This window comes from Cupriavidus alkaliphilus, from assembly GCF_900094595.1.
GTDB lineage: Bacteria > Pseudomonadota > Gammaproteobacteria > Burkholderiales > Burkholderiaceae > Cupriavidus > Cupriavidus alkaliphilus.
This window is the reverse complement of record NZ_FMAD01000002.1, coordinates 408407-433353: the sequence shown is the minus strand read 5'-3', so window position 1 is coordinate 433353 and position 24947 is coordinate 408407. Positions and strand designations below refer to the sequence as shown.

The 24947-nt window shown below is 69.6% G+C and carries 22 protein-coding genes; 19 read left to right on the top strand and 3 right to left on the bottom strand.

The window, feature by feature from the left end:
• The first annotated feature begins 35 nt into the window (after positions 1–35).
• The 8 genes from hutC to GA0116996_RS05475 all read left to right on the top strand — a co-directional run bounded on the left by hutC (position 36) and on the right by GA0116996_RS05475 (position 11453).
• The gene (gene hutC, locus GA0116996_RS05510; protein WP_181486957.1) at positions 36–737 is read left to right on the top strand and encodes a histidine utilization repressor; all 702 of its coding nucleotides are present in this window, start codon (positions 36–38) and stop codon (positions 735–737) included.
• Positions 738–910: 173 nt separating this feature from the next.
• Complete coding sequence (gene hutU / locus GA0116996_RS05505) at positions 911–2596, top strand: urocanate hydratase (protein ID WP_092308022.1); 1686 nt, start codon at positions 911–913, stop codon at positions 2594–2596.
• 87 nt (positions 2597–2683) lie between these two features.
• Positions 2684–3982 (top strand): MFS transporter, encoded by a 1299-nt coding sequence (locus GA0116996_RS05500; protein ID WP_092308020.1) that lies wholly within the window; start codon positions 2684–2686, stop codon positions 3980–3982.
• A complete protein-coding gene (gene hutG, locus GA0116996_RS05495; RefSeq protein WP_092308018.1) occupies positions 3979–4971 on the top strand; it encodes a formimidoylglutamase in 993 nt (330 codons plus the stop codon). The genes GA0116996_RS05500 and hutG overlap by 4 nt, the downstream gene beginning before the upstream one ends.
• 644 nt (positions 4972–5615) lie before the next feature.
• Entirely contained in the window at positions 5616–6926 is a 1311-nt protein-coding gene (locus GA0116996_RS05490; RefSeq protein ID WP_092308017.1) for a dicarboxylate/amino acid:cation symporter, read from the top strand.
• A 165-nt stretch (positions 6927–7091) separates the two neighbouring features.
• Positions 7092–9077 carry a sensor histidine kinase gene (locus tag GA0116996_RS05485; protein ID WP_092308014.1) on the top strand — a complete coding sequence of 662 codons (1986 nt, stop codon included), beginning with the start codon at positions 7092–7094 and terminating at the stop codon, positions 9075–9077.
• Positions 9067–10386, top strand: coding sequence for a sigma-54-dependent transcriptional regulator (locus GA0116996_RS05480; RefSeq protein WP_092308389.1), 1320 nt, complete (start codon positions 9067–9069; stop codon positions 10384–10386). The genes GA0116996_RS05485 and GA0116996_RS05480 overlap by 11 nt, the downstream gene beginning before the upstream one ends.
• Positions 10387–10856: 470 nt before the next feature.
• Complete coding sequence (locus GA0116996_RS05475; protein ID WP_092308012.1) at positions 10857–11453, top strand: helix-turn-helix domain-containing protein; 597 nt, start codon at positions 10857–10859, stop codon at positions 11451–11453.
• Positions 11454–11469: 16 nt separating this feature from the next.
• On the opposite strand, the gene GA0116996_RS05470 is transcribed toward GA0116996_RS05475, so the two are convergent.
• Positions 11470–12555, bottom strand: a complete 1086-nt coding sequence (locus tag GA0116996_RS05470; protein ID WP_092308010.1) for an ornithine cyclodeaminase — start codon at positions 12553–12555, stop codon at positions 11470–11472.
• Between the two features lie 35 nt (positions 12556–12590).
• Entirely contained in the window at positions 12591–13469 is an 879-nt protein-coding gene (locus tag GA0116996_RS05465; RefSeq protein WP_092308008.1) for a dimethylarginine dimethylaminohydrolase family protein, read from the bottom strand.
• A gap of 173 nt (positions 13470–13642) precedes the next feature.
• Here GA0116996_RS05465 and GA0116996_RS05460 point away from each other — a divergent pair, with 173 nt between their 5' ends.
• The 7 genes from GA0116996_RS05460 to GA0116996_RS05430 all read left to right on the top strand — a co-directional run bounded on the left by GA0116996_RS05460 (position 13643) and on the right by GA0116996_RS05430 (position 21282).
• Positions 13643–14062 carry an Lrp/AsnC family transcriptional regulator gene (locus GA0116996_RS05460; protein WP_092308006.1) on the top strand — a complete coding sequence of 140 codons (420 nt, stop codon included), beginning with the start codon at positions 13643–13645 and terminating at the stop codon, positions 14060–14062.
• A 158-nt stretch (positions 14063–14220) separates the two neighbouring features.
• Positions 14221–15357 (top strand): HPP family protein, encoded by a 1137-nt coding sequence (locus tag GA0116996_RS05455; protein ID WP_092308004.1) that lies wholly within the window; start codon positions 14221–14223, stop codon positions 15355–15357.
• Positions 15358–16400: 1043 nt separating this feature from the next.
• Positions 16401–17561: an AI-2E family transporter gene (locus GA0116996_RS05450; RefSeq protein ID WP_092308002.1), complete on the top strand. Its 1161-nt coding sequence runs from the start codon at positions 16401–16403 to the stop codon at positions 17559–17561.
• Complete coding sequence (locus GA0116996_RS05445; protein WP_092308000.1) at positions 17561–18259, top strand: paraquat-inducible protein A; 699 nt, start codon at positions 17561–17563, stop codon at positions 18257–18259. The genes GA0116996_RS05450 and GA0116996_RS05445 overlap by 1 nt, the downstream gene beginning before the upstream one ends.
• On the top strand, positions 18256–19002 hold the full coding sequence (locus tag GA0116996_RS05440) for a paraquat-inducible protein A (protein WP_092307998.1): 747 nt from the start codon (positions 18256–18258) through the stop codon (positions 19000–19002). The genes GA0116996_RS05445 and GA0116996_RS05440 overlap by 4 nt, the downstream gene beginning before the upstream one ends.
• Positions 18989–20653, top strand: a complete 1665-nt coding sequence (locus tag GA0116996_RS05435; RefSeq protein WP_092307996.1) for a PqiB family protein — start codon at positions 18989–18991, stop codon at positions 20651–20653. The genes GA0116996_RS05440 and GA0116996_RS05435 overlap by 14 nt, the downstream gene beginning before the upstream one ends.
• Complete coding sequence (locus GA0116996_RS05430) at positions 20650–21282, top strand: PqiC family protein (RefSeq protein ID WP_092307994.1); 633 nt, start codon at positions 20650–20652, stop codon at positions 21280–21282. Before GA0116996_RS05435 ends, GA0116996_RS05430 begins: the two co-directional genes overlap by 4 nt.
• Here GA0116996_RS05430 and GA0116996_RS05425 read toward each other — a convergent pair.
• Positions 21279–21809, bottom strand: a complete 531-nt coding sequence (locus tag GA0116996_RS05425) for a nucleoside 2-deoxyribosyltransferase (protein WP_092307992.1) — start codon at positions 21807–21809, stop codon at positions 21279–21281. The genes GA0116996_RS05430 and GA0116996_RS05425 overlap by 4 nt on opposite strands.
• A gap of 187 nt (positions 21810–21996) precedes the next feature.
• On the opposite strand from GA0116996_RS05425, the gene GA0116996_RS05420 reads away from it, so the two are divergent.
• From GA0116996_RS05420 to modB, 4 genes are all read left to right on the top strand, one after another.
• Positions 21997–22938, top strand: a complete 942-nt coding sequence (locus tag GA0116996_RS05420; RefSeq protein ID WP_092307990.1) for a 2-hydroxyacid dehydrogenase — start codon at positions 21997–21999, stop codon at positions 22936–22938.
• 80 nt (positions 22939–23018) lie between these two features.
• Positions 23019–23213: a DUF1059 domain-containing protein gene (locus tag GA0116996_RS05415; protein ID WP_062797129.1), complete on the top strand. Its 195-nt coding sequence runs from the start codon at positions 23019–23021 to the stop codon at positions 23211–23213.
• Positions 23214–23431: 218 nt separating this feature from the next.
• A complete protein-coding gene (gene modA, locus GA0116996_RS05410; protein WP_092307987.1) occupies positions 23432–24202 on the top strand; it encodes a molybdate ABC transporter substrate-binding protein in 771 nt (256 codons plus the stop codon).
• An 18-nt stretch (positions 24203–24220) separates the two neighbouring features.
• Complete coding sequence (gene modB, locus GA0116996_RS05405) at positions 24221–24931, top strand: molybdate ABC transporter permease subunit (protein WP_062797125.1); 711 nt, start codon at positions 24221–24223, stop codon at positions 24929–24931.
• The last annotated feature ends 16 nt before the right edge of the window (positions 24932–24947 follow it).

Genomic DNA, 24947 nt, shown 5'->3' with positions numbered 1-24947 from the left:
CCAAGGGGAACCCGTTGTCGCTCGTGTCCGACCCGATGCCGGCGCCGCTGTATGCGCGCGTCAAGCAGCACATCAGCAGCCGGATTGCTGACGGCAGCTGGCCGCCCCATCACCGCGTGCCGTCCGAGACCGAGCTGGTCGAGGCGCTTGGCGTCAGCCGCATGACCGTGCACCGCGCGCTGCGCGAGCTGACGAGCGAGGGCATGCTGGTGCGGCTGCAGGGCGTCGGCACCTTCGTCGCAGAGCCCAAGCGGCGCACCGCGCTGTACGCGGTCAACAATATCGCCGACGACATCGCCGCGCGCGGGCATCGCCATCGCGCCCGCGTGATCAGCCTGGCGGCCGAGCGCGCCGGTCCGGCGCAGGCCGCGGCGCTGGAGGTCGCGCTGGAGGCGCGGGTGTTCCATTCGGTGATCGTCCACTACGAGGACGACGTGGCCATCCAGCTGGAAGACCGCTATGTCAATGCCGCGGTCGCCCCGGACTACCTGGCGCAGGATTTCGGCAGCGAAACCCCTTACCAGTACCTGTCGCGCATCGCCCCGCTGACCGAGGGCGAGCATGTGGTCGAGGCCGTGCTGGCGCTGCCGGAAGAGTGCGAGCTGCTCGCCATCGAACGCGGCGAACCGTGCCTGCTGATCCGCCGCCGCACCTGGTCCGCCGGGCGCGTGGTGACGTCGGTGCGGCTGGTGCATCCGGGGTCGCTCCATCGCCTGGAAGGCCGCTTCACATCCTAGGCCCCGGTGCCGAAACCGGAACCTTTCCCGCTTTTGTAACGAAAACGACGCATCGCGCGCGCCCATCCTACGGGATTACCCCGATTCATACGTACTTGTATATACAGGAACATACATGCCTATGCGTTGACCAAAGCGCGCGTTCCAGACCCGCCAGACCGAAGGAGTTTCCCGTGACCCAGACCCCCAACCAACCTACGCGTTTCCGCGACACCGAAATCCGCGCCGCGCGCGGCACCAAGCTGACTGCCAAAAGCTGGCTGACCGAAGCCCCGCTGCGCATGCTGATGAACAACCTCGACCCCGAGGTCGCGGAGAACCCGAAGGAACTGGTGGTCTACGGCGGCATCGGCCGCGCCGCCCGCAACTGGGAATGCTATGACCGCATCGTCGAGGCCTTGACCCGCCTGGAAGACGACCAGACCCTGCTGATCCAGTCGGGCAAGCCGGTCGGCGTGTTCCAGACCCATCGCGACGCCCCGCGTGTGCTGATCGCCAATTCCAACCTGGTCCCCCACTGGGCCAACTGGGAGCACTTCAACGAGCTCGACGCCAGGGGCCTGGCCATGTACGGCCAGATGACCGCCGGCAGCTGGATCTATATCGGCAGCCAGGGCATCGTGCAGGGCACCTATGAAACCTTCGTCGAAGCCGGCCGCCAGCACTACCACGGCAACCTGAAGGGCCGCTGGGTGCTGACCGCGGGCCTGGGCGGCATGGGCGGCGCGCAGCCGCTGGCCGCGACCCTGGCCGGCGCCTGCTCGCTGAACATCGAATGCCAGCAGAGCCGCATCGATTTCCGCCTGAAGACCCGCTATGTCGACGAGCAGGCCACCGACCTCGACGACGCGCTCGCCCGCATCGACCGCTACACCGCGCAGGGCAAGGCCATCTCGATCGCGCTGTGCGCCAACGCCGCCGAAGTGCTGCCCGAACTGGTGCGCCGCGGCGTGCGCCCCGACATGGTCACCGACCAGACCAGCGCGCACGACCCGCTCAACGGCTACCTGCCCGCCGGCTGGAGCTGGGACGAATACCGCGAGCGCGCCCAGCGCGAGCCGGCCGTGGTGGTGAAGGCCGCCAAGGCCTCGATGGCCGCGCATGTGCAAGCCATGCTGGACTTCCAGAAGCTGGGCGTGCCGACCTTCGACTACGGCAACAACATCCGCCAGATGGCCAAGGAAGAAGGCGTGGCCAACGCTTTCGACTTCCCCGGCTTCGTTCCCGCCTATATCCGCCCGCTGTTCTGCCGCGGTATCGGCCCGTTCCGCTGGGCCGCGCTGTCGGGCGATCCGCAGGACATCTACAAGACCGATGCCAAGGTCAAGGAACTGATCCCCGATGACGAGCACCTGCACCGCTGGCTCGACATGGCGCGCGAGCGCATCAGCTTCCAGGGCCTGCCGGCGCGGATCTGCTGGGTCGGCCTGGGCCTGCGCGCCAAGCTGGGCCTGGCGTTCAACGAGATGGTCCGCAGCGGCGAGCTGTCGGCGCCGGTGGTGATCGGCCGCGACCACCTGGACTCGGGTTCGGTCGCCAGCCCCAACCGCGAGACCGAAGCGATGCAGGACGGCTCCGACGCCGTGTCCGACTGGCCGCTGCTGAACGCGCTGCTGAACACCGCCAGCGGCGCCACCTGGGTCTCGCTGCACCACGGCGGCGGCGTGGGCATGGGCTTTTCGCAGCATTCAGGCGTGGTGATCGTGTGCGACGGCACCGATGAAGCCGCCGCGCGCATCGCCCGCGTGCTGCACAACGACCCCGCCACCGGCGTGATGCGCCATGCCGACGCCGGCTACCAGATCGCCGTCGACTGCGCGCGCGAGCAGGGCCTGGACCTGCCGATGCTGCGCGACTGATCGGGCCAGCAAGAGCCTGGCAAACGCCAACCCGGCCGGGCCGCGCCACGCGCGCCCGGCCGCGGCCATACTTTTACGGAGACACCCATGTCCATCGACACCACCGCCGGCATGGCGGTCGCGGCGCCGCAACCGCAGCTGTCGCGCACGCGCGCCATTGCCGCCATCACCATCGGCAACGGCCTCGAGTTCTACGATTTCGTGGTCTACAGCTTCTTTGCCACGCTGATCGGCCGCCTGTACTTCCCCGTCGACAACCCCTCCGGCCAGCTGCTGATGTCGTTCGCCACCTTCGGCGTCGGCTTCCTGATGCGACCGCTCGGCGGCCTGCTGATCGGCATGTACGCCGACCGCGCCGGGCGCAAGCCGGCGGTGGCACTGACGCTGTGGCTGATGGGCCTGAGCTCGCTGATCTTCGTGGTGACGCCGCCGTACGCGCAGATCGGCATCCTCGCGCCGGTCATGGTGGTGATCGCGCGGCTGGTGCAGGGCTTCGCCATCGGCGGCGAGATGGGCGCGTCGACCGCGCTGCTGCTGGAATACGCCGACGACCGCACGCGCGGCTTCTATACCGCGTGGCAGCCGTTCAGCCAGGGCCTGGCGGCGCTGCTGGGCGCCGTCACCGGGCTGGTGCTGAGCAATCTGCTGGCGCCGGCCGAGCTCGAATCCTGGGGCTGGCGCCTGGCCTTCCTGATCGGCATCCTGGTGATCCCGGTCGGCCTGCTGATCCGCCGCCGCCTGGAAGAGACCGCCACGCCGGCGCATCACGGCGAGCACGCCGCGCAATGGCCGCTGCTGCGCCAGCATGCGCGCGAAGTCTTTGCCAGCATCCTGCTGATGATCGGCCTGGCCTCTTCCACCTATATCGTCGTCTACTACCTCAGCAACTACGCCGTCAGCGTGCTGAAGATGCCGCTGTCGCTGGGCATCTGGGCCGGCTGCGTGGCCGCGGCGGTGCAGGTGGCGCTGTCGCCGTTCGCCGGCTGGCTGGCCGACCGCGTCGGCCGCAAGACCGTGGTGCTGTGGTCGCGCGTGGCGCTGCTGGCGATGGTCTACCCGGCGTTCGTGCTGATCAATGCCGAGCCCTCGCTGGCGCGGCTGCTGGTGGTGGTGGCGTGCCTGTCGGTGCCGATGTCGATGACCGCGCCGGCGTCGATGGTGCTGGTCAGCGAGGTGCTGCCCAGGCGCCTGCGCGCCACCGGCCTGTCGATCGCCTATTGCGTCGCCATCGCCATCTTCGGCGGCTTTGCGCAGTACTTCTCGACCCAGCTGATCCAGGTCACCGGCGACGTCAACGCCCCGGCGCTGTACGTGATCGGCTGCGGCGTGGTATCGCTGCTGGGCCTGCTGATGGTGCCCGAAACCCTGGGGCGCCGGCTGAAATGAGCGACCTGGCAGAGTTTGCGCCGGCGACCGACGCCACGGCAACCACGGCCGCCGCCGGCCACGAGACGGTCTGGCGCGGCCGCCGCGATACCGGCGAGGCCGGCGACACCCGGCGCCTGTTCGATATCGTCGCCGGCCCCGCCACGCCGCGCACGCCCGGGGTGCCGGTATTGCTGGGCTTCTGCTGCGACGCCGGCGTGGTGCGCAACCAGGGCCGGCCCGGCGCCGCCGCCGCCCCGCGCGAGATTCGCCGCGCGCTGGCGGGCGTGCCGGCGCATGCCATCGGCCGCCTGATCGACGGCGGCGACATCCACTGCGAAGGCGATGCGCTGGAGCACGCGCAGCAGCGGCTCGGGCAAGCCGTCGCCGCCGAACTGGCGGTCGGCGCCTGGCCGCTGGTGCTCGGCGGCGGGCATGAAGTGGCCTGGGGCACGTGGCAAGGCCTGCGCATGCACCTGGACGCCCACGGCGACCGCGGCCGCGTGCTGATCGTCAATCTCGACGCGCACTTCGACCTGCGCGGCAGCCGCCCCGGCAGCTCCGGCACGCCCTTCGACCAGATCGCCGCCGACTGCCGTCATCGCGGCCTGCCGTTCGACTACGCCTGCCTTGGCGTCAGCCGGCTGGCCAACACGGCCGCGCTGTTCGCGCGCGCGCACGCACTGGGCGTGCGCCATGTCGAGGACACCGACATGCAGGAGCGCCACCTCGACGCGCGCCTGGCCGAACTGGAGCGCTGGGTCGCCGATGCCGAGCACGTCTACCTGACCATCGACCTCGACGTGCTGCCCGCCGCGGTGATGCCCGGCGTCTCGGCCCCGGCCGCGTACGGCGTGCCGCTGGCGGTGGTCGAGGCCATCGCCACGCTGCTGCGCGACAGCGGCAAGCTGCGCGTGGCGGACCTTGCCGAGTTCAACCCGCTGCACGACCGCGATGGCTGCGGCGCGCGGGTGGCGGCAAGGTTGTGCTACCGGTTGCTGGGCGGCTGAAGTCCCACCCCTGCCAACGCACCGACGGTGTACTCCCTCCCCCCCTCGCGGGGAGAGGGCCGCCGTGAGGGCGGTCTAGCAAGGCACCACCGCAGACAGCGCCTCCGGTTTTCACCCACCGACATCAGTCTTCGCCCCTCCCGCCCTCACTCCGGCCCCTCTCCCGCGCGGCGGCAGAGAGGAGCAAACCAGCGGCAACCCCACCCCCTCCACACCCCACAAAACCCCGGGTTTACACCTAGAACACCGTTCGGATTCCCGAACGGCGCTGTGGCCAGCCAATCCGGTTTCCCGAACCGTGCGCCGGCATCACATCATTTTCCCCTTTGTATTCAACAGCTTGCATAGCCCCGGCGAGGCCGTGGAGCTGGCACGGCACGTGCAATATAGGCCGCCGCTCACAGCGCCAGACAGGTACGCCGGCACGCTCCCAGCGTCCCGGCCGATGCCGAAAAAACAAAGGAGGACACACCCATGACCGACCCTGCCTTGCCCACCCCCGTCGCCATCCCGGCGCACCCCCGGCACCTGTTGCCGCGCTGAACCCTGACACGGCCGGCCCGGCGCCCCGACGTCGCCCAGCCTTCCTGCAATACACAGTCGCCCGTCCCGGTACCGGAACGGTCGCACAGGCCTGATCCACGATGAAACTGAATCGACTGCCCACCCTGATCTTCATTGCGATGCTGCTAGGCGTGCTGGCCGGCACCGCCGCGCACAACCTGGCGCCGGACGCCGCCACCGCCAAATCGATCGCCAACCACCTGTCCATCCTGACCGACATCTTCCTGCGGATGATCAAGATGATCATCGGCCCGCTGGTGTTCGCCACGCTGGTGGCCGGCATCGCCAGCATGGGCGACGGCCGCGCCGTCGGCCGCATCGGCATGAAGGCGATGACGTGGTTCATCGGCGCCTCGGTCACCTCGCTGCTGCTCGGCCTGGTCATGGCCAACCTGCTGCAGCCCGGCCACGGCATGAACCTGGCGCTGCCGGCGGCGGACGCCACCTCGAACCTGAAGACCGGGGCGCTGAACCTGCGCGACTTCATCGCGCACATGTTCCCCAAGAGCTTCGTCGAGGCCATGGCGCACAACGAGATCCTGCAGATCGTGGTGTTCTCGCTGTTCTTCGGCTTTGCGCTGGGCACCGTCAAGGACGGCGTCGGCAAGCCGGTGCTGCAAGGCATCGAGGGCCTGGCCGACGTGATGCTGAAGGTCACCAACTACGTGATGGCGTTCGCCCCGGTGGGCGTGTTCGGCGCGATCGCAGCCGTGATCACCGCGCAGGGCCTGGGCGTGCTGGTGGTCTACGCCAAGCTGCTGGGCAGCCTGTACCTGGCGCTGGCGCTGCTGTGGGTGGCGCTGATCGCCGGCGGCTACTGCTTCCTGGGCCGCGACGTGTTCCGCCTGCTCAAGCTGATGCGCGCGCCGCTGATGATCGGCTTCGCCACCGCCAGCAGCGAATCGGCCTACCCGAAGGTAATTGACCAGCTGACCCGCTTCGGCGTCAAGGAGCGCATCACCAACTTCGTGCTGCCGCTGGGCTACTCGTTCAACCTGGACGGCTCGATCATGTACACCTCGTTCGCCGCGCTGTTCGTGGCCCAGGTGTATGGCATCGAGCTGTCGCTGAGCCAGCAGATCACCATGCTGCTGGTCCTGCTTGTCACCAGCAAGGGCATCGCCGGCGTGCCGCGCGCCTCGCTGGTGGTGGTCGCCGCCGTGCTGCCGATGTTCGGCCTGCCGGAGGCCGGCATCCTGCTGGTGCTCGGCATCGACCACGTACTCGACATGGGTCGCACCGTGACCAATGTGCTTGGCAATGCGATTGCCACCGCCGTCGTCGCCAAAAGCGAAGGCGCCATCGGCGCGCCGGTAACGTCCGAGGAGGATGAACCCGCCGCGGATACCACCACCGGCCTGGCACCTGCCCAGGTCCTGGCGGCCAAGTAACACCGTCCGCCAGGCGTGCCAGGGCCCGGTTGCCAATCAGGCAACCGGGCCTTTTTGCATTGCGGCGGCCGGCACCCCCCGTTGGTGTGGTAAAAGTAGGCTCCCGCGCCAGGCTCCAGCCATTGCCGGCGCGGCGGCTTTGCCACCTGCCTCGCCCAACACCTGATGACCGGCCCGCTACACCCTCCCGGCGATACCCCCCGCGCCACCGCCGCCAGCCCCGCGGCTCCGGCGACCTCCGCTGCCCCGGCCGCGGCCAACGGCGCGCGCCTGCCCCACGGCCTGCGCGGCGCCGCGCCGCTGCTGGCGCTGCTGGCGCTGGCCGTGCTGGTCGGACTGGCCGGCGCGCTCGGCTACCGCTACACCTACGACACCGCGCTGGCGCGCCAGGCCGAACGCGGCCAGGTGCAGCTGCGGCTGTACACGCAGGCGCTGGAAAGCGAGCTGGCGCACTACGACTACGTGCCCGGCCTGCTGTCGCTGGACGAGCGCATCGCCGCGCTGATGCTGCGCCCCGACGACGCCACGCGCACCGCGCGCGCCAACGAATACCTGAGCGCCCTCAATACCCGCGCCGGCACCCGCGTGATCTATGTGCTGGATGCGCACGGCAAGGTGCTGGCCACCAGCAACTGGCAGCGCCCGGACAGCTACCTTGGCGAAGACCTGAGCTTCCGCCCGTATTTCCGCTCGGCGATGGAGGGCCAGCTGGGCCGCTTCTACGGCGTCGGCACCACGCGCAGCGAATCCGGCTACTACCTGTCGGCGCCGCTGGGCGAGCGCGACAACCCGGTCGGCGTGGCGGTGGTCAAGATCGGCCTGGAGCCGCTGGAAAACCGCTGGCAGGGCGCCGACAGCCAGATGCTGCTGACCGACGAGAACGGCGTGGTGATCCTGGCCTCGGACCCGTCGTGGAAGCTGGCCGCGCTGCGCCCGCTGTCGGCCGAGGCGCGCGAGCGCCTGGCGCGCAGCCTGCAGTACAACCGCGCCCCGCTGCCGCAGCTGCCGCTGACCCTGGTGCGCAAGGTGAACAACGGCAACGGCAGTGCCGGCAACACCAGTAGCGACGAACTGGTGCGCCTGCGCCGCGGCCCGCCGATGCTGGCCCAGCATGCCGCGCTGCCCGGCACCGACTGGCAGCTGACGCTGCTGACCAACACCTCGCAGGCGCGCGTGGCCGCGCTCAACACCGCGGCGCTGGCCGGCGTGCTGACCGCATTCGTGCTGCTGCTGGGCGCGGCCTGGAACGTGCGCCGGCGCATCATCAACGAGCGCCTGGCGGCGCGCGCGGCGCTGGAGGCCGCCAACAGCGAACTCGAGCGCAAGGTGGCCGAGCGCACCGCCGACCTGTCCACCTCGAACCAGCGCCTGCAGGCCGAGGTCACCGAACGCATCCGCGCCGAGACCGTGCTGCGCCAGGCCCAGGACGGGCTGCTGCAGGCGGGCAAGCTGGCCGCGGTCGGGCAGATGTCGACCGGCATCGCGCATGAACTGAACCAGCCGCTGGCGGCGCTGCGCACCATCTCCGGCAATACCGGCAAGTTCCTCGAGCGCGGCGACTACGCCACGGTGCGCGCCAACCTCGACACCATCATCGGCCTGGTCGAGCGCATGGGCCGCATCACCGGCGCGCTCAAGTCGTTCGCGCGCAAGCCCGGCAACGGCAGGCGCCAGGCGAAGCTGGCCGAGGCGGTCGACAACGCGCTGTTCCTGCTGCAGACCCGCGTCGACGCGGTGCAGCCGGCGCTGCAGCGCGATGTCGACCCGGCGCTGGCAGTGGTGTGCGACCCCAACCGGCTGGAACAGGTGCTGGTCAATTTGCTCGGCAACGCGCTCGACGCGGTCGCCGGCAAGCCTGGCCCGCGCATCGCGCTGCACGCGCACGTGGCCGGCGGGATGGTCCACCTGACCGTGCGCGACAACGGCGCCGGCCTGTCCGAGGAAGCCTTCGCGCGGCTGTTCGAGCCGTTCTTCACCACCAAGCCCGCGGGCCAGGGGCTGGGGCTGGGCCTGACGCTGTCGGCCGGCATCCTCAACGAGAACGGCGGCAGCCTGTCCGCCACCAACCATCCGGACGGCGGCGCCTGCTTCACGCTGGTGCTGCCGCTGGCGCCGGAATCCCATTCACAGGATGCCGATCATGCCGGCTGATCTGACCGTACTGGTCGTCGAAGACGATGCCGATGTGCGCCTGGGCTGCGAGCAGGCCCTGCGCCTCGAAGGCATTGCCACGCGCGGCGTGGGCAGCGCCGAGGCCGCGCTGCGCGAGGCCGGCCCGGGCTACGCCGGCGTGGTGGTCAGCGACATCCGCCTGCCCGGCCAGGACGGCATGGCACTGCTGGCGCAATTGCGCGCGCGCGACCCCGCCCTGCCGGTGATCATGATCACCGGGCACGGCGATGTCGGGCTGGCGGTGCAGGCGATGAAGCAAGGCGCCTACGACTTCCTGGAAAAGCCGTTCTCGCCCGAGCAGCTTGTGGATGCCACCCGCCGCGCGCTCGAGCAGCGCCGGCTCGCGCTGGAAGTATCAGAACTGCGAGAACGGCTGGCCGGCCGCGAGAAACTCGAAACCCGTCTGATCGGCCATTCGCCCGCGGTCGAGCGGCTGCGCCGGCTGATCGCCGACCTGGCCGGCACCGACGCCAACGTGCTGATCCACGGCGAGACCGGCACCGGCAAGGAGCTGGTCGCGCGCTGCCTGCACGAGGCCAGCCAGCGCCATGCGCGCAACTTTGTCGCGATCAACTGCGGCGGCCTGCCCGAGCAGCTGTTCGAAAGCGAGATCTTCGGCCACGAGGCCGGCTCCTTCACCGGCGCCGCGCGCCGCCGCATCGGCAAGATCGAGCATGCCGAAGGCGGCACGCTGTTTCTCGACGAGATCGAGAGCATGCCGATGCCGCTGCAGATCAAGCTGCTGCGGGTGCTGCAGGAGCGCGTGGTGGAACGCCTGGGCTCGAACCAGCCGGTACCGGTCAATACCCGCGTGGTGGCCGCCACCAAGGCCGACCTGCGCGCGCTGTCCGATGCCGGCCAGTTCCGCGCCGACCTGTACTACCGCCTCAACGTGATCACGCTGGAGCTGCCGCCGCTGCGCGAACGGCGCGAAGACGTGCCGGCATTGTTTGAACATTTCGTCGCGCAGGCCGCGTTGCGCTTCGAGCGCGACGCGGTGCCGGCCACGCCGGCGGAACTGTCGGCGCTGGTGGCCTACCCGTGGCCGGGCAATGTGCGCGAACTGCGCAACCTCGCCGAGCGTCATGTGCTGGGCCTCGGCTGCAATCCCGGCCAGGGCGGCAGCGCACCCGAGGCCATGCCGCTCGCGCAGGCCGTCGAGCAGTTCGAGCGCGCGCTGATCGCCGACGCCATGCGCCGCCACGACGGCAACCTCAGCCGCGCCAGCGAAGCGCTGGGCGTGGCCAAGACCACGCTGTTCGACAAGGTGCGCAAATACGGATTGTGAAACAGACGGTAACGCGGTGTTTGAAGCGGTACCGTTAAACGGAACCGTTGTGCGGAACTGTGAAGCGCCCGCTGAATTCAGCACCCGCTGCAGACATTGCAGTCATGGGAACCATGACGACGCTGGCAGGTCTGCACTGACAACCCTGTTGTCATCACAATGCACTCAATGTGCGTTAAGAAACAAAAGCCCCGCAGATTTATGTTTTTTCCTACAGATACTTTGTCGTTTGCGGCATATTATTAGCTTCCAGCAAATCCAGCATCGAGACCTCCAGACATTGGGATCGTGCTGCGCTTGCTGGAAATGCACAAAAGATCAAAACAACCACAAAAAGCAGCCTGGCCGGCGGGGGAGCGGGCCGGGCACACAGGGTCAGTCAACTGTTGGCAGTGACAATCGCGCGGCGCCAGTGCCAGGGGCCGCGTGCGCCATGACGGCGCGACTGCCTATGGACTACGGGTGATGGGATGAAACTTGATCCGGCACTGGCTGAAAAGCCTTACTACAGCACGCGTACAGCGGCAAAACTGCTCAACGTCTCACTGGGCACCGTCCAGAAGATGGTCGAGCGCGGCGAACTGGGGGCCTGGAAGACCAATGGCGGCCATCGGCGCATCCACAAGGAAACCGTGCATCGCCTGCTGGCGACGCGCATCGGCCCCGAGTCGGCATCGCCGCACGGGCTGGACCTGGTGGTGTTCCACCCCAACCACCAGGAGGCACAGCGCATCCACAGCCAGCTTGGCAAATGGGGCCTGCCGCTCAAGAGCGTGGTGGTGGACGATGTGCTCGACACCGTCATCACTTCGGTCAGCGAGCATCCGCGCGTGGTGCTCTACTACGTCGACGAGCTCAACGATGCCGAGTCGGCCACCGTCGAGAAGCTGCAGAACTTCTTTGCCAGCCAGCACGTGATCTTCGCCGTCATCACCAACCGCCAGGCCTATGACGGCGTGGCCGATGCCCTGCAGCACTGGGGCATCATGGTGTTCCTGAAGACGCCCTCGCTCGAAGAGGTCAAAGGCTTCCTGCGCGCGCAGCTGATGATGGGCCGCGCCGCCTGAAGCCCCGGGTCACGCTTCAGGCCACGGCCGCCGGCCGTGGCACCGGCCGCCCGGCGCCATCGCCTTCCGCCTGCGCCAGCATCCAGCCGTACAGGTTGCGCGGGTCGGGCGGCATCGCCACCAGTTCCACCGCGGTGCCGGCGCGATGCGCCAGCGCCGCGGCGTAGAGCCAGCGCAGCGCGGCGTAGTCTTCCAGCGCAAACCCCACCGAATCGAATACGGTCACCTCGTCCGCCGCGGCACGGCCCGGGGCCTGGCCCGCCAGCACCTGCCACAGCTCGGTCACGGGCGCGTCGGCGGGCAACTGCTGGATCTCGCCCTCGATGCGGGTCTGCGGTTCGTACTCCACCACGATGCGCGCGCGGCGCAGGATATCGGCATGCAGCTCGGTCTTGCCGGGACAGTCGCCACCGACCGCGTTCAGGTGCATGCCCGGCCGCACCAGGTCGGGCGTCAGGATGGTGGCGCGGGTCTTGTCGGCGGTGACGGTCGAGACGATGTCGGCGCCGGCCAGCGCGGCCCCGATCGAATCGGCACGCCGGATCGCCAGGCCGGGCACGGCGGCAAGATTGCGCATCAGCCGCGCGCTGGCGGCGGGGTCGATGTCATAGGCGGCGATCTCGCGCACGCCCAGCATCGCATGGAACGCCAGCACCTGGAATTCCGCCTGCGCGCCATTGCCGATCAGCGCCATGGTGGCCGCGCCGGGCCGCGCCATGGCACGCGCCGCCAGTGCCGAGGTGGCCGCGGTGCGCAGCGCGGTGGCCAGCGTCAGGTCCGCGAGCATCAGCGGGAAACCGGTCTCCACCTCGGCCAGCAGGCCGCACGCCATCACCGTGGGCATGCCGTGCTGCGCATTGCGCGGATGGCCGTTGACGTACTTGAACGCATACTGGCTGCCGTCGCTGACCGGCATCAGCTCGATCACGCCGCGTGCGGAATGGCTGGCCAGCCGCGCGGACTTGTCGAAATCGGACCAGCGCGCGAACGCCTGGCGCACCTGCGCGGCCAGGTCGACGATGGCTGCCTGCGCGCCGATCGCGGCCACCAGCCGGGCGACATCGGTCGCGTCGAGAAACAATGATCGGACGGTGTTCTTCATGACCCTCTCCCTTGCTGTTGCTGTCGTGCCTGGACTCAGGCAGCCGCCGCGGCGACGCCGCGACCGCTGCTGCGGTCCAGCCGCAGGGTCATGCAATAGGCGCCGCCGCCCGACAGCATGAACGGCGACAGGTCGACCTCATGCAACTGGTAGCCGCGCCGTCCCAGCTCGGTGCGCAGGTGCGGCGTGGTGCGGGTCATCACCACCTGGTCGTCGAGGTTGACCGCATTGACGCTGAAATGGCGCAGGTCGTCGGCGCTGGCCTCGATGCGCAGCCGCGCCGGCACGCGCGCGCGCAGCTCGCGCAGCGCCGCTGCGCTGAACGCCGGCGGGTAGTACAGCACCTCGCCGCCCGACAGCGGGCAGAAGCACACGTCGAGGTGATAGCTTTGCTCGGTGGCCAGCTCCAGCGCCACCACGTCCTTGCCGAAATAGCGCGACACCGCCAGCGCCGCCTCGTGCGACGAACGCGGGCCGAAGCCGGCCCAGAAATGGCCGCGCCCTGCGTCCCAGATGCAATCGCCGGCGCCTTCCTGGTAGCACCCTTCCGGCAGCAGCGCGACTTCGTCGAGCACCCCCCGCTCGCGCAGCTTGCCGAAGATGTCGGCGAACGGCGCTTCCTCGCCGCGGCGCTGCGGATAGCGGAAGCGCGCCAGCAACGCGCGCCCGTCCAGCACCACGGCGGCGTTGGCCGGGAACACCATGTCGGGCAGCCCCGGCGCGCCCGGCGCCAGCTCCACCGCGAAGCCCGCGCGGCCAAGCGCGTCGCGCAACGCGTGGAACGACTGCGTCGCGTTGCGGTGCATGCCGTGCGGATCGCGCGCCCAGGCGGCCGGGTCCATCCACGGATTGATGCTGTACGACACGTCGTAGAAGGTCGGCTCGACCAGCAAGATGGTGGCGGTCTGGATCACGGCAGCTCCTGGTTGCATGGCGGGCGACGGCATCCCGTCAGGGAAATCCATCCGTCGATGGAATTCTGCTGCAAGCACGCGTTAGCCAAAAGCCAGCAAACTGCCCGGTTTGCGCCTACCATTGTGCAAAACGCCAGGTTCCGCTGGCGCTTTGCCAATCGCCCCCTCGCCCCATGGATGCCACCGACCAGCAGCTGATTGCCCTCCTGCGCGACAACGCGCGAACGCCGGTGACGGCACTGGCGCAGGCGCTGCGCGTATCGCGCGCGACAGTGCAGAACCGCATCGACAAACTGGAGCAGGAAGGGCTTATCGTCGGCTACACCGTACGCCTGCGACCCGAGGCCGAGGCGCATCGCATCCGCGCCTGGATGACGGTCGCCGTCGACGGCAACAAGACCCGCAGCGTGCTGCAGGCGCTGCGCGGCGAGCCCAACGTGCAGGCGCTGCACACCACCAACGGCCGCTGGGACATCATCGCCGAGCTGCGCGCCGACACCCTCGAGGCCTTCGACCGCGCGCTCGACCGGATCCGGCTGATCGACGGCATCAGCGCCACCGAGACCAGCATCCTGCTGTCGACCTACAAGTAAGGCCGCCGGGGCCTTGCCTCCGGCCGCGCCTCACCCTGCCGCGCCCTTGTGCGGTGCGGCATGCCCCATCACCGGGATGCGCCGCACCAAGAACGACCCGATATATCACCCCGTGATATATTACGTGCACCATTCCAAAGCGCCCCCCCGTCCCAAGAATGCAAACCGCCCCCGTCTCCGCCCTGGCGCATAACGCTCGTGCCTGGCTGCGCACATTCGTTCCCTTGCCGGTCGCCGCCAGCCGCAAGGAGCGCCTCAAGAGTTGCTTCGGCGCCCTGCTGGGCCTGCTGTGCACGGAATGGATCAGCCACCAGACCCTGGGCGGCTTCAATCCCTGGTTCGTCGCGCCGATGGGCGCCTCGGCGGTGCTGCTGTTCGCGGTGCCGTCGTCGCCGTTGGCGCAGCCATGGTCGATCATCGGCGGCAACCTGATCGCGGGGGTGGTCGGCGTGGCCTGCGCGCGCTGGATCCCCGACCCCGGCCTCGCCGCCGCCGTCGCAGTGGCCGTCGCCATCGCGCTGATGTTCCAGTTCCATTGCGTGCACCCGCCCAGCGGCGCGGTGGCCATCACCGCCGTCTTCGGCGGGCCGGCGGTCAGTGCGCTGGGCTTCGGCTTCGTGGCCGTGCCGGTGCTGTTCAATTCGATGCTGATGCTGATGATGGCGCTGGCCTTCAACAACCTGTCGCGCCGGCGCTACCCCCATCGCCCGCCCGAACCCGCGGTGCAGCATGGCACCAAGGACGTACCCCCCACCCAGCGCGTCGGCGTAACCCGCGCGGACCTCGATGCGGCACTGAAGGTGCGCGGCGAATTCCTGGATATCGAGGAAGACGACCTCGAGCAGATCCTGGTCGCGGCGCAACTGCGCGCCTATCGCCGCCATTTCGGCAACGTGCTGTGCGGCGAAATCATGTCGCGGGACGTGATCACGGTGACGCCGGACCAGCCCGCGCACGAAGCCGGGCACCTGCTGTCGCGGCATCGCATCAAGGCCCTGCCGGTGGTCGATGCGACGCGCAAGCTGGAGGGAATCATCACGCAGAGCGATTTCTTTGCGGCGCAGCGCGACACGGGGGCACGGCGGCTGGCCGGCACGGTTCGCAACCTGATGACGCGGGCGGTCGTTACCGCGCGGCCCGACCAGCCGATGGTGGAACTGGCGCAGGCGTTTTCCGACGGCGGGCTGCATCATGCGCCGGTGATCGATGACCAGCGGCGGGTGGTGGGGATGGTGACGCAGTCGGATCTGGTGGCGGCGTTGTTGAAGAGTGGGGTGATGGCGGTGCCGGATTAAGGGGGGCTGGAGCTTGGTTCTGGTTTGGGGGTTTGTCGCTTTTGGTGACATGCTGTCGGCCTTTGAACCGCTTGGTTCCGCCCTCCTGGGCGGGTCACTTTTTGGCCGAGCGCCAAAAAGTAACCAAAAAGCGCGTTTACTGCCCTGCGGGCGGCATGTCTTATCGTAGTGTGCCCGGGGGTTTTCGTACGGGGCTTTGCTTCCTCACATAGCTGGACTGCCTGCCGCAGGGGTGCACCACGGTGACAGGGGCGTTGGCGTGGTGTTTGAACGAGCCCAGAGCGCTTGGTGGCCGCCTGCTGCGGGCCTTGTCGTAGGAACGCCTACGGCTGCTGCGCCGTCAGTATCGCGGGGCGTGGGCCCTGGCACAGAACGCGTCGCTGCGCTCGCTTGGCGCTGACGGGCGATGGTCTGGGCTGGCGAGCGAAATCCACAACCCTTTGGCTGAGCTGCGCGCAAACGCCAATGACCGTCACCGCAATTGAGCCCGCGGCAGCCGCAGGCATCTCCGCAATACGGCCGCCCGCAGACTGCCGAGCCGGGTCACCAACCTGCAGCGCCAAGCGAGCGCAGCGACGCGTTCCAAGCCAGGGCCCCTGACCTACGATACTGACCGCGCGCAGCGCAGCCGTAGGCGTTCCTACGACAAGGCCCGCAGCAGGGGCCACTCCGCGCTCTGGGCTCGTTCAACCCACACTTCAACGCCCCTGCCACCGTCGCGCACCACCGCGGCAGGCAGTCCAGCTATGTGAGGAAGCAAAGCCCCGTACGAAAACCCCAACGCACACTACGATAAGACATGCCGCCCGCAGGGCAGTAAACGCGCTTTTTGGTTACTTTTTGGCGCTCGGCCAAAAAGTGACCCGCCCAGGAGGGCGGAACCATACGGTTCAAAAGCCGACAGCATGTCACCAACAGCGACAACCCCCCAAAAACCGCCCCCCAAACCCCCCGTTTCCCAACCCACCCTCCCCCTTAAGCTATATTTACGCCGTCCCCGTCACACCCAACTCTCAAAGGGGACAAACGGAGAACCCCCAACCATGAGTTCCGGCCAGTTAATCGAAAAAATCGCCGCCGTCTTCGCGCTGATCGTGCTGATCGGCGGCTCGCTGCTGGTCCTGGCGCCGTTCACCACGGCCCTGCTGTGGGGCGCGATCCTGGCGTTCAGCTCCTGGCACCCCTACACCGTGCTGTCGCGCTGGCTCGGCAATCGCCGCGGCCTGGCCGCGCTGATCTGCGTGCTGCTGGCGACGGTGATCGTGCTGGGCCCGTTCGTCTATGCCGGCGCCAGTTTCTCCGCGCACCTGGACGACCTCGCCGCGCTGGTCGACCGCTATATGGAGCACGGGCTGCCGCAGCTGCCGCTGTGGCTGAGCAGCCTGCCCTATGTCGGCAGCTACCTGCAAAGCTCGTGGGACAGCCTGATCAATGCCGATTCCGAGATGGTCGCCAACCTGCGCAAGCTGATCGCACCGGTCGGCCACGTGCTGCTGGGCGCGGGGCTGTCGATCGGCGCCGGACTGGGGCAGCTGGCGCTGTCGATCATCCTGGCGTTCTTCTTCTACACCGGCGGCGAGTTCGCCATTGCCTGGCTGCGCGCCGGCATGCGCCGCATTGCCGGCGAGCGCGCCGACCACCTGCTGGAGCTGGCGGGCAGCACCGTCAAGGGCGTGGTCTACGGCGTGCTGGGCACCGCCTTCATCCAGGCCGTGCTGGCCGGCCTCGGCCTGTGGATCGCGGGCGTGCCGGGCGCCGCCATCCTCGGCTTCGTGACCTTCTTCCTGTCGGTGGTGCCGGTCGGGCCGCCGCTGGTGTGGCTGCCGGCCGCGCTGTGGCTGTACCACACCGGCGCCACCGGCTGGGCCATCTTCCTGGTGGTGTGGGGCGTGGGCGTGGTCAGCATGGCCGACAACATCGTCAAGCCGCTGCTGATCAGCAAGGGCACCGGCATGCCGCTGATCTGGATCATGCTGGGCGTGCTCGGCGGCGCGCTGGCGTTCGGCTTCCTGGGCGTGTTCATCGGCCCGACGCTGCTGGCGGTGGCCTATGCCCTGCTGCGCGACTGGACCATCGGCTCGCAGGGCGAGCTGCAGCGCGACCTGCGCCAGGGCGCGGCGCTGGCATCCGCGCCGGCACCGGCCCCGGCCGTGGTCGACAATCCCGATGTGCCGCCGGCAGCCACCGGCAAGCGATCCGGCTGATGGCGGCACACGACGTACCCCCGGCCCCGCCAGAGACCGCACTGCCCGACACCTTGCCGGCCGCGCTGCACCGGCTGGTGGCCTGCGAATACTGCGACGCCGTCTACGAGCGCACCCCGATCTCGCCCGGCGAGCGCGCGCTGTGCCTGCGCTGCGGCGGCCAGCTCTACCGCGAGAGCCGGCGCCACTACCACCGCCTGCTGCCGCTGGTGATCACCGCGCTGATCCTGTTCCTGATCTCCAACGCCTACCCCATCGTCGAGATGGACCTGAAAGGGGTACGCACCCAGACCACCCTGCTGGGCGCGGTGCAGGCGCTGTATGCGGACCAGATGGCGCTGGTGGCGGCGCTGGTGTTCGCCACCACCATCCTGTTCCCGCTGTCCGAGCTGCTGATGATGATTTACCTGCTGGTGCCGATGGCGCAGCACCGCATGCCGGCCGGCTTCGACCGCATCGTGCGCGGCATCCGCCAGACCCGGCCGTGGGGCATGATCGAGGTCTTCATGATCGGCGTGCTGGTGACGCTGGTGAAGCTCTCGACCATGGCGCGCGTGCTGCCGGGCATTGCGCTGTGGTCGTTCGCGGCGCTGGTGATCGTGCTGGCGGCGATGCTGTCGTTCGATCCGCGCGACCTGTGGCGCCACCTGGAAACGCCCGATGACAAGGCCGCGGCGGCGGACGAGGAGCGCCGATGACGCCACCGCAGCAGCCGCAGCAACCGCCGCCGCCCGCCGGACGCCTGGCCCGTCCGCGCCAGCTCGCGCGCGAGGTGGTGGCGGAACTGACCGACGACGACGAGAACACCCCGCTGCCGCAGGTGCCCACCGCGAGCGGCCTGGGCCTGGTGTCCTGCCACGCCTGCGACCTGGTCAGCCCGCGCACGCTGGAAGGCGCGCCCTGCCCGCGCTGCGGCGCCACCCTGCACCATCGCAAGCCGAACAGCCTGGCGCGCACCTGGGCCTTCCTGCTGGCCGCGTACATCCTCTATATTCCTGCCAACATGCTGCCGGTGATGGTGACGCAGTCCATCCTCGGCACGCAGCGGGACACCATCCTGTCGGGCGTGATCTACCTGTGGCTGTCCGGCTCGCACATGCTGGCCGTGCTGGTGCTGATCGCCAGCATCGTGGTGCCGCTGCTGAAGATGGCGATCCTGACCTTCCTGCTGCTGTCGGTGCACTTCCGCTCGAGCTGGCGGATCCGGCAGCAGACCCGGCTGTACGGCCTGGTGGAGGTGATCGGCCGCTGGTCGATGCTCGATATTTTCGTGGTGGCGCTGCTGGCCTCGCTGGTGCGGGCCGGGGCGCTGGCCACCATCATCCCCGGCGGCGGCGCGCTCGCCTTCGGCGCGGTCGTGGTGCTGACCATGCTGGCCTCGCTCAGCTTCGATCCGCGCCTGCTGTGGGATTCGCTGGAACCTGACAATGCCCGACACTGACAACCAAGCCCCGGCGGGTGCCATGCCGCCCTCGCCGCCCCCGCCCCCTCCGTCCGGCCTGCCGCGCCCCGAACGCCGGCGCCGCGCGCGCTGGCTGCCCTCGCTGGTGTGGCTGATCCCGATCGTTGCCGCGGTGGTCGGGATCTCGCTGCTGGTGCACACGCTGGCCTCGCGCGGGCCCGAGATCACCGTCAGCTTCCGCACCGCCGAAGGCCTTACACCCGGCAAGACCGCGGTGCGCTACAAGGACGTCGACATCGGCCTGGTCAAGTCGGTGCGCCTGGCGCGCGACCGCTCGCACGTGGTGGCGACGATCGACCTGACCAAGGACGCCGAGAACTTCGCCGTCGCCGACACCCGCTTCTGGGTGGTGCGCCCGCGCTTCGCCGCCAGCGGCGTGTCGGGGCTGGAGACGCTGCTGTCGGGCGCCTATATCGGCGTCGACGCGGGCAAGTCGACGGACTCCGCGCGCGACTTCAAGGGCCTGGAAGTGCCGCCGGTGGTGACCACCGACGCTTCCGGCAAGCAGTTCGTGCTGCGCGCGTCGGAGCTGGGGTCGCTCGATATCGGCTCGCCGGTCTACTACCGGCGCGTGCTGGTTGGCCAGGTGGTGGCCTACCAGCTCGATCCCAACGGGCGCGATATCACGCTGCGCGTGTTCGTCAACAAGCCCTATGACAAGCTGGTCACCGCCGACACGCGCTTCTGGCATGCCAGCGGGGTCGACCTGAAGCTCGATGCCGGCGGGCTCAAGCTGTCGACGCAATCGCTGGTGACGGTGCTGCTGGGCGGCGTCGCCTTCCAGGCGCCGGACCACACCACCGCCACCGACGCCGCCGCCGAGAACACCCAGTTCCTGCTGGCCGGCGACCAGGCCGAGGCGATGAAGGAGCCGGAAGAGCTGGCGCCGACGCTGGCGGTGCTCAATTTCGACCAGTCCGTGCGCGGCCTGTCGCCGGGCGCGCCGGTGGACTTCCGCGGCGTGGTGGTGGGCCAGGTGCGTTCGATCGGCATCGAGTTCCAGCGCGAGAAGCGCGCCTTCCGCATGCCGGTGGTGGTCGAGCTGTACCCGTCGCGCATGGGCTTCCGCGAACGCGACGTCGAAGACCGCGAACGCGCGCGCAAGATCATCCAGGGCCTGCTGCAGCGGGGCATGCGCGCGCAGCTGCGCACCGGCAACCTGCTCACCGGGCAGCTGTACGTGGCGCTGGACTTCTTCCCGAAGGCGGCGCCGGCCAAGGTCGACCTGGACGCGCCGATTCCGGAGTTCGCCACCACGCCGGGCGCGTTCGACCAGCTGCAGGCGCAGGTGGGCGACATCGTCAACCGCATCGACAAGGTGCCGTTCGACCAGATCGGCCAGGACCTGCGCACCACGGTGTCCAGCCTGAACAAGACCCTGGCCACCGCCGACAAGCTGGTGCAGCAGCTCAACGGCGATGTCGCGCCGCAGGTGCTGGCCGCGCTGCAGGACGCGCGCAAGACCCTGACCGCGGCCAACGGCACGCTGGCGTCGGACGCGCCGCTGCAGCAGGACACGCGCCGCATGCTGCAGGAGCTGACACGCACCGCCACATCGCTGCGCACGCTGACCGACTACCTTGAACGCCACCCTGAAGCGCTGTTGCGCGGCAAGCCGGAGAAAGAATGATGAAGCGCCTTCCGCTCACCCTGGTCTGCGCCAGCGCCGCCGCGGCGGTGCTGGCGGGCTGCGCCTCGCCCGAACCGCGCTACTACACGCTGGCGCAAGGGCCGGCGGCGGTTGCCGCGCCAGCGCCGGCAGCGGCGCCGTCGACGGACACGCTGTGGCTGGAAGTGGCACCTGTGCGGGTGCCGGAGCGCCTCAACCGGCCGCAGCTGGTGGTGCGCGATGGCCGCGGCGGTAACGACAGCGGCGGCGGCAACGATGCGGGGGTGCGACTGCTGGACCTGTCACGCTGGTCGTCGCCGCTGCCGGACGAGCTGCGCGATGCGCTGTCGCAACGCCTGCAGGCCACGCTGGGCGCGGTCGACACCTACCAGCAGGGGCTGTCCGACGTGCAGCCGCTGTACCGCATCACCACCGAAGTGCTGCGCCTGGACGCCGACGTGGGCCAGCGTGCCGGCGCCACCATCAACTGGACCGTGCGGCGGCTGCCCGATGGCAAGGTGGTCAGCGGCAGGACGCAGGCCGAGCTGCCGGCGCCGGGCGCCGTCGACGGCGTGGTCGCGGCGTATCGCGAGATCGTCGCGAGCACGGCCAACGATATCGCGGCCGGCGTGCAGGCGCTGCGGCGCTAGCCGCCGCTGCGGACGGCCGCGTCGAGGTCGTGCCGGGCGGCGGCCATGGCCGCCAGGCATTCGGCCGCCCCGCCCCGCACCAGCCGGACCGGGCACGCCAGCATCAGGTTCTTGCCCAGGCCGAAGTCCTCGACGGTAAAGCCGCGCGCATCCAGCGGCGTGCCGTCGGCATCGGTGGCCACCGTGACGCGCTCGCGCAGCGTGCCGGCATCGGCGCTGTAGGCCCACACGGGCTTGCCCAGCGCCACCGCAAAGCCGACTTCGAACGCCGTGCCGGAATCCGCTTCGCCGGGGCCGCGGAAGTCATCCAGGTTGGCCATCACCAGGTCGGCGCGCCGCAGCAGCGCGATGTTGGCGTCATAGATCCAGCGTGCGGTGTCGGGGCCGGACAGGCCTTCTGGCGCGGACTGGTCGAGCGGATACAGGCCGGTGAAGCCATGCGCCGCGCACAGCGCCTTGAGATGCTCGCCCCAGGCGCGCGCGTCCTTGCGGAACACGTCAAAGCCGGCGAGGTAGATGGTGGTCATGGCACGTGGAACAAGCGTGGCGCGGCGTCAGGCCGCGAGGATTGCAGCATAACCCGCGGCCCGCGCCGGTGGTGCGCGGCCGCTGCCCGAACATCGCACAGCTTGCGCGCACGCGGCCGGCCGCGCGCCGGCGCGGGGTCAGCCCTTGCGCTAACATTGCCGGTCACGCCTCGACCGCCTCATTCCCATGCCCGCTCCCCAGATCCTCCAGGTCGGCCCGCTCGCGCCGCAGACCAATGCCACCCTGCAGCAACAGTACGGCGCCGCGGCGCTGTGGCAGCAGGCCGATCCGCTGGCCTGGGCGCGCAGCGAGGGGCAGCAGGTGCGCGTGGTGGTCACCTCGGCGCGCCACGGCTGCAGTGCCGCGCTGATCGACGCGCTGCCGCGCCTGGAAGCCATCGTCAGCTTCGGCGTGGGCTATGACGCGATCGCGCTGGACGCCGCCCGCGCGCGCGCCATCCAGGTCAGCAACACGCCCGACGTGCTCAACGACTGCGTCGCCGACCTCGCCTTCGGGCTGCTGCTGGATGCGGCCCGCGGCATTGCCCATGGCGACCGCTACGTGCGCGCCGGGCGCTGGCCGCAGGGCGGCTTCCCGCTGACCACGCGCGTAGCGGGCAAGAAGCTGGGCATCCTCGGCCTGGGCCGCATCGGCGAGATCGTCGCGCGGCGCGCGCAGGGCTTCGACATGGAGATCGCGTACCACAACCGCCGCCCGCGCACAGGCGCGCCGTGGCGCTTCGAAGCGGACCTGAAGGCGCTGGCAACGTGGGCGGATTTCCTGGTGGTGGCCACCGTCGGCGGACCCTCCACCGCGGGGCTGGTGTCGCGCGAGATCCTCGATGCGCTCGGCCCGCGCGGCATCCTGGTCAATGTCTCGCGCGGCAGCGTGGTCGACGAGGCGGCGCTGGTCGCGGCGCTGGCCGAAGGCCGGCTCGGCGGCGCGGGGCTCGATGTGTTCCAGGACGAACCCAACGTGCCGCCGGCGCTGCTGGCGATGGAACATGTCGTGCTGGCGCCGCACATGGCCAGCGGCACGCACGAGACGCGCGCCGCGATGACCGCGCTGACGCTGCAGAATCTCGACGCGTTCCTGGCCGGCGGCAAGGTGCTGACGCCGGTGCCGTAGGGCGCCAACCGGCAGGCACGGCGTGCCTATACTTGATGCACCGGCTCCACCCAGCCCGCGGGCCGGCGTCAGGAGGCATCATGGCACGCAAGTTTATCGATTGCCGCGAGTTTCCGAGCGACACCCACTGCACGGTCGCGCTGAGCGCCGACAGCGAGGACGAACTGCTCGAAGCCGCGGTCCAGCATGCGGTGGCGGTGCACAAGCATCAGGACACCCCTGAGCTGCGCAGCCAGCTGAAATCCATGTTCAAGGAAGGCACGCCGCCGGCCTGAAGCCGGCAGGGCTGGCGCCAGGCAGGCGCCAGCCGTTCCCGCCGCGGGCTCATTCGCAGCCCCTGATACAGCACTTATGCGCGTTGGAATACCCCTGACACCCGTCATGGCGCATCATTGACGCGTCGCTATATACAGACGTATATTGCGCCTGACAGTCCACCCGCTCCGGCCTTGCCGCGCCCTTGCATGCCGGCGGCCGCTTCCCGAGGATTCCGATGCCTGCCTTCCGTTCCCGCCGCCGCGGGGTGCTGCTGGCCGCCGCCGCGATGCTGGCGCTGGCCGCCCCGCCCGCCTTCGCCGCCGATCTGGTGGTGTCCGCGGCCGCCAGCCTGACCAACGCCTTCAAAGCGCTGGCCGAGTCCTACGAGCGCGCCCACCCCGGCACGCACGTGGTGCTGAACTTCGGCGCCTCGGACGTGCTGATGCAGCAGATCGTCAAGGGCGCGCCGGCCGATGTGTTCGCCTCGGCCGACCAGGAGGCGATGAACAAGGCCGAGGCCGAGAAGGTGATCGCGCCGGCCTCGCGCCGCAACTTCGCCGCCAACCAGGTGGTGATGATCGTGCCGGCCGACAGCAAGCTGCCGATCGCCTCGCTGCAGGACCTGACGCGCCCGGAAGTCCGGCGCATCGCCTACGGCAACCCGGCCTCGGTGCCGGTGGGCCGCTACACCCGCGGCGCGCTGGAAGCGGCCGGGCTGTGGGACGCGGTCGCCGCCAAGGGCGTGCCGGCGCAGAACGTGCGCCAGAGCCTGGACTACGTCGCGCGCGGCGAGGTCGAGGCCGGCTTCGTCTTCGCCACCGACGCCACCGTGATGCCCGACAAGGTCAAAGTGGCGGTGCGCGTGCCCAGCCGCACGCCGGTGACCTACCCGATTGCGGTCACCAGCCAGGCGCGCCAGCCGAAGGAAGCGGCGCAGTTCGTCGACTATGTCGCCTCGCCGGACGGCCAGGCGATCCTGTCGCGCTTCGGCTTCCTCAAACCCTGAGGCCGCGCCGCGCACGCCATGGATGCCGTCTGGGTACCGCTGCTGCTGTCGCTGAAGGTGGCGGGCTGGGCCACCGCGCTGAACGCCGTGCTCGGCGTCGGCGCGGCGTGGGCGCTGGCGCGCTGGCGCTCGCCGCTGCGCGACGTGGTCGATGCGGTGCTGACGCTGCCGCTGGTGCTGCCGCCGACGGTGCTGGGCTATTACCTGCTGGTGCTGGTGGGACGCCGCGGCGTGTTCGGCGAGTGGCTGGCGCGACTGGGCATCGAACTGGTCTTTACCTGGCAGGGAGCGGTGCTGGCGTCGACCATCGTCGCCTTCCCGCTGGTGCTGAAGTCCGCGCGCGCCGCCTTCGAAGGCGTGGACCACCAGCTCGAAAACGCCGCGCGCGTGCTGGGCGTGCCCGAGGCCGGCATCTTCTTCCGCGTCACGCTGCCGCTGGCGGCGCGCGGCATCATCGCCGGCGTGCTGCTGGCGTTTGCGCGCGCGCTGGGCGAATTCGGCGCCACGCTGATGATCGCCGGCAACCTGCCCGGGCGCACGCAGACGCTGTCGGTGGCCATCTACGAGGCGGTCCAGGCCGGCGACGACAACACCGCCAACCTGCTGGTGCTGGTGACTTCCGTGACCTGCGTGCTGCTGCTGGTGATTGCCGGACGCCTGGTGCCGGCGGCCGCGCGCAATCCCGCTGAACTCTACGAACGCCGGCGCTTGCGCCCGCGCGTCCGCTAACGCCAGGGCCACGCAT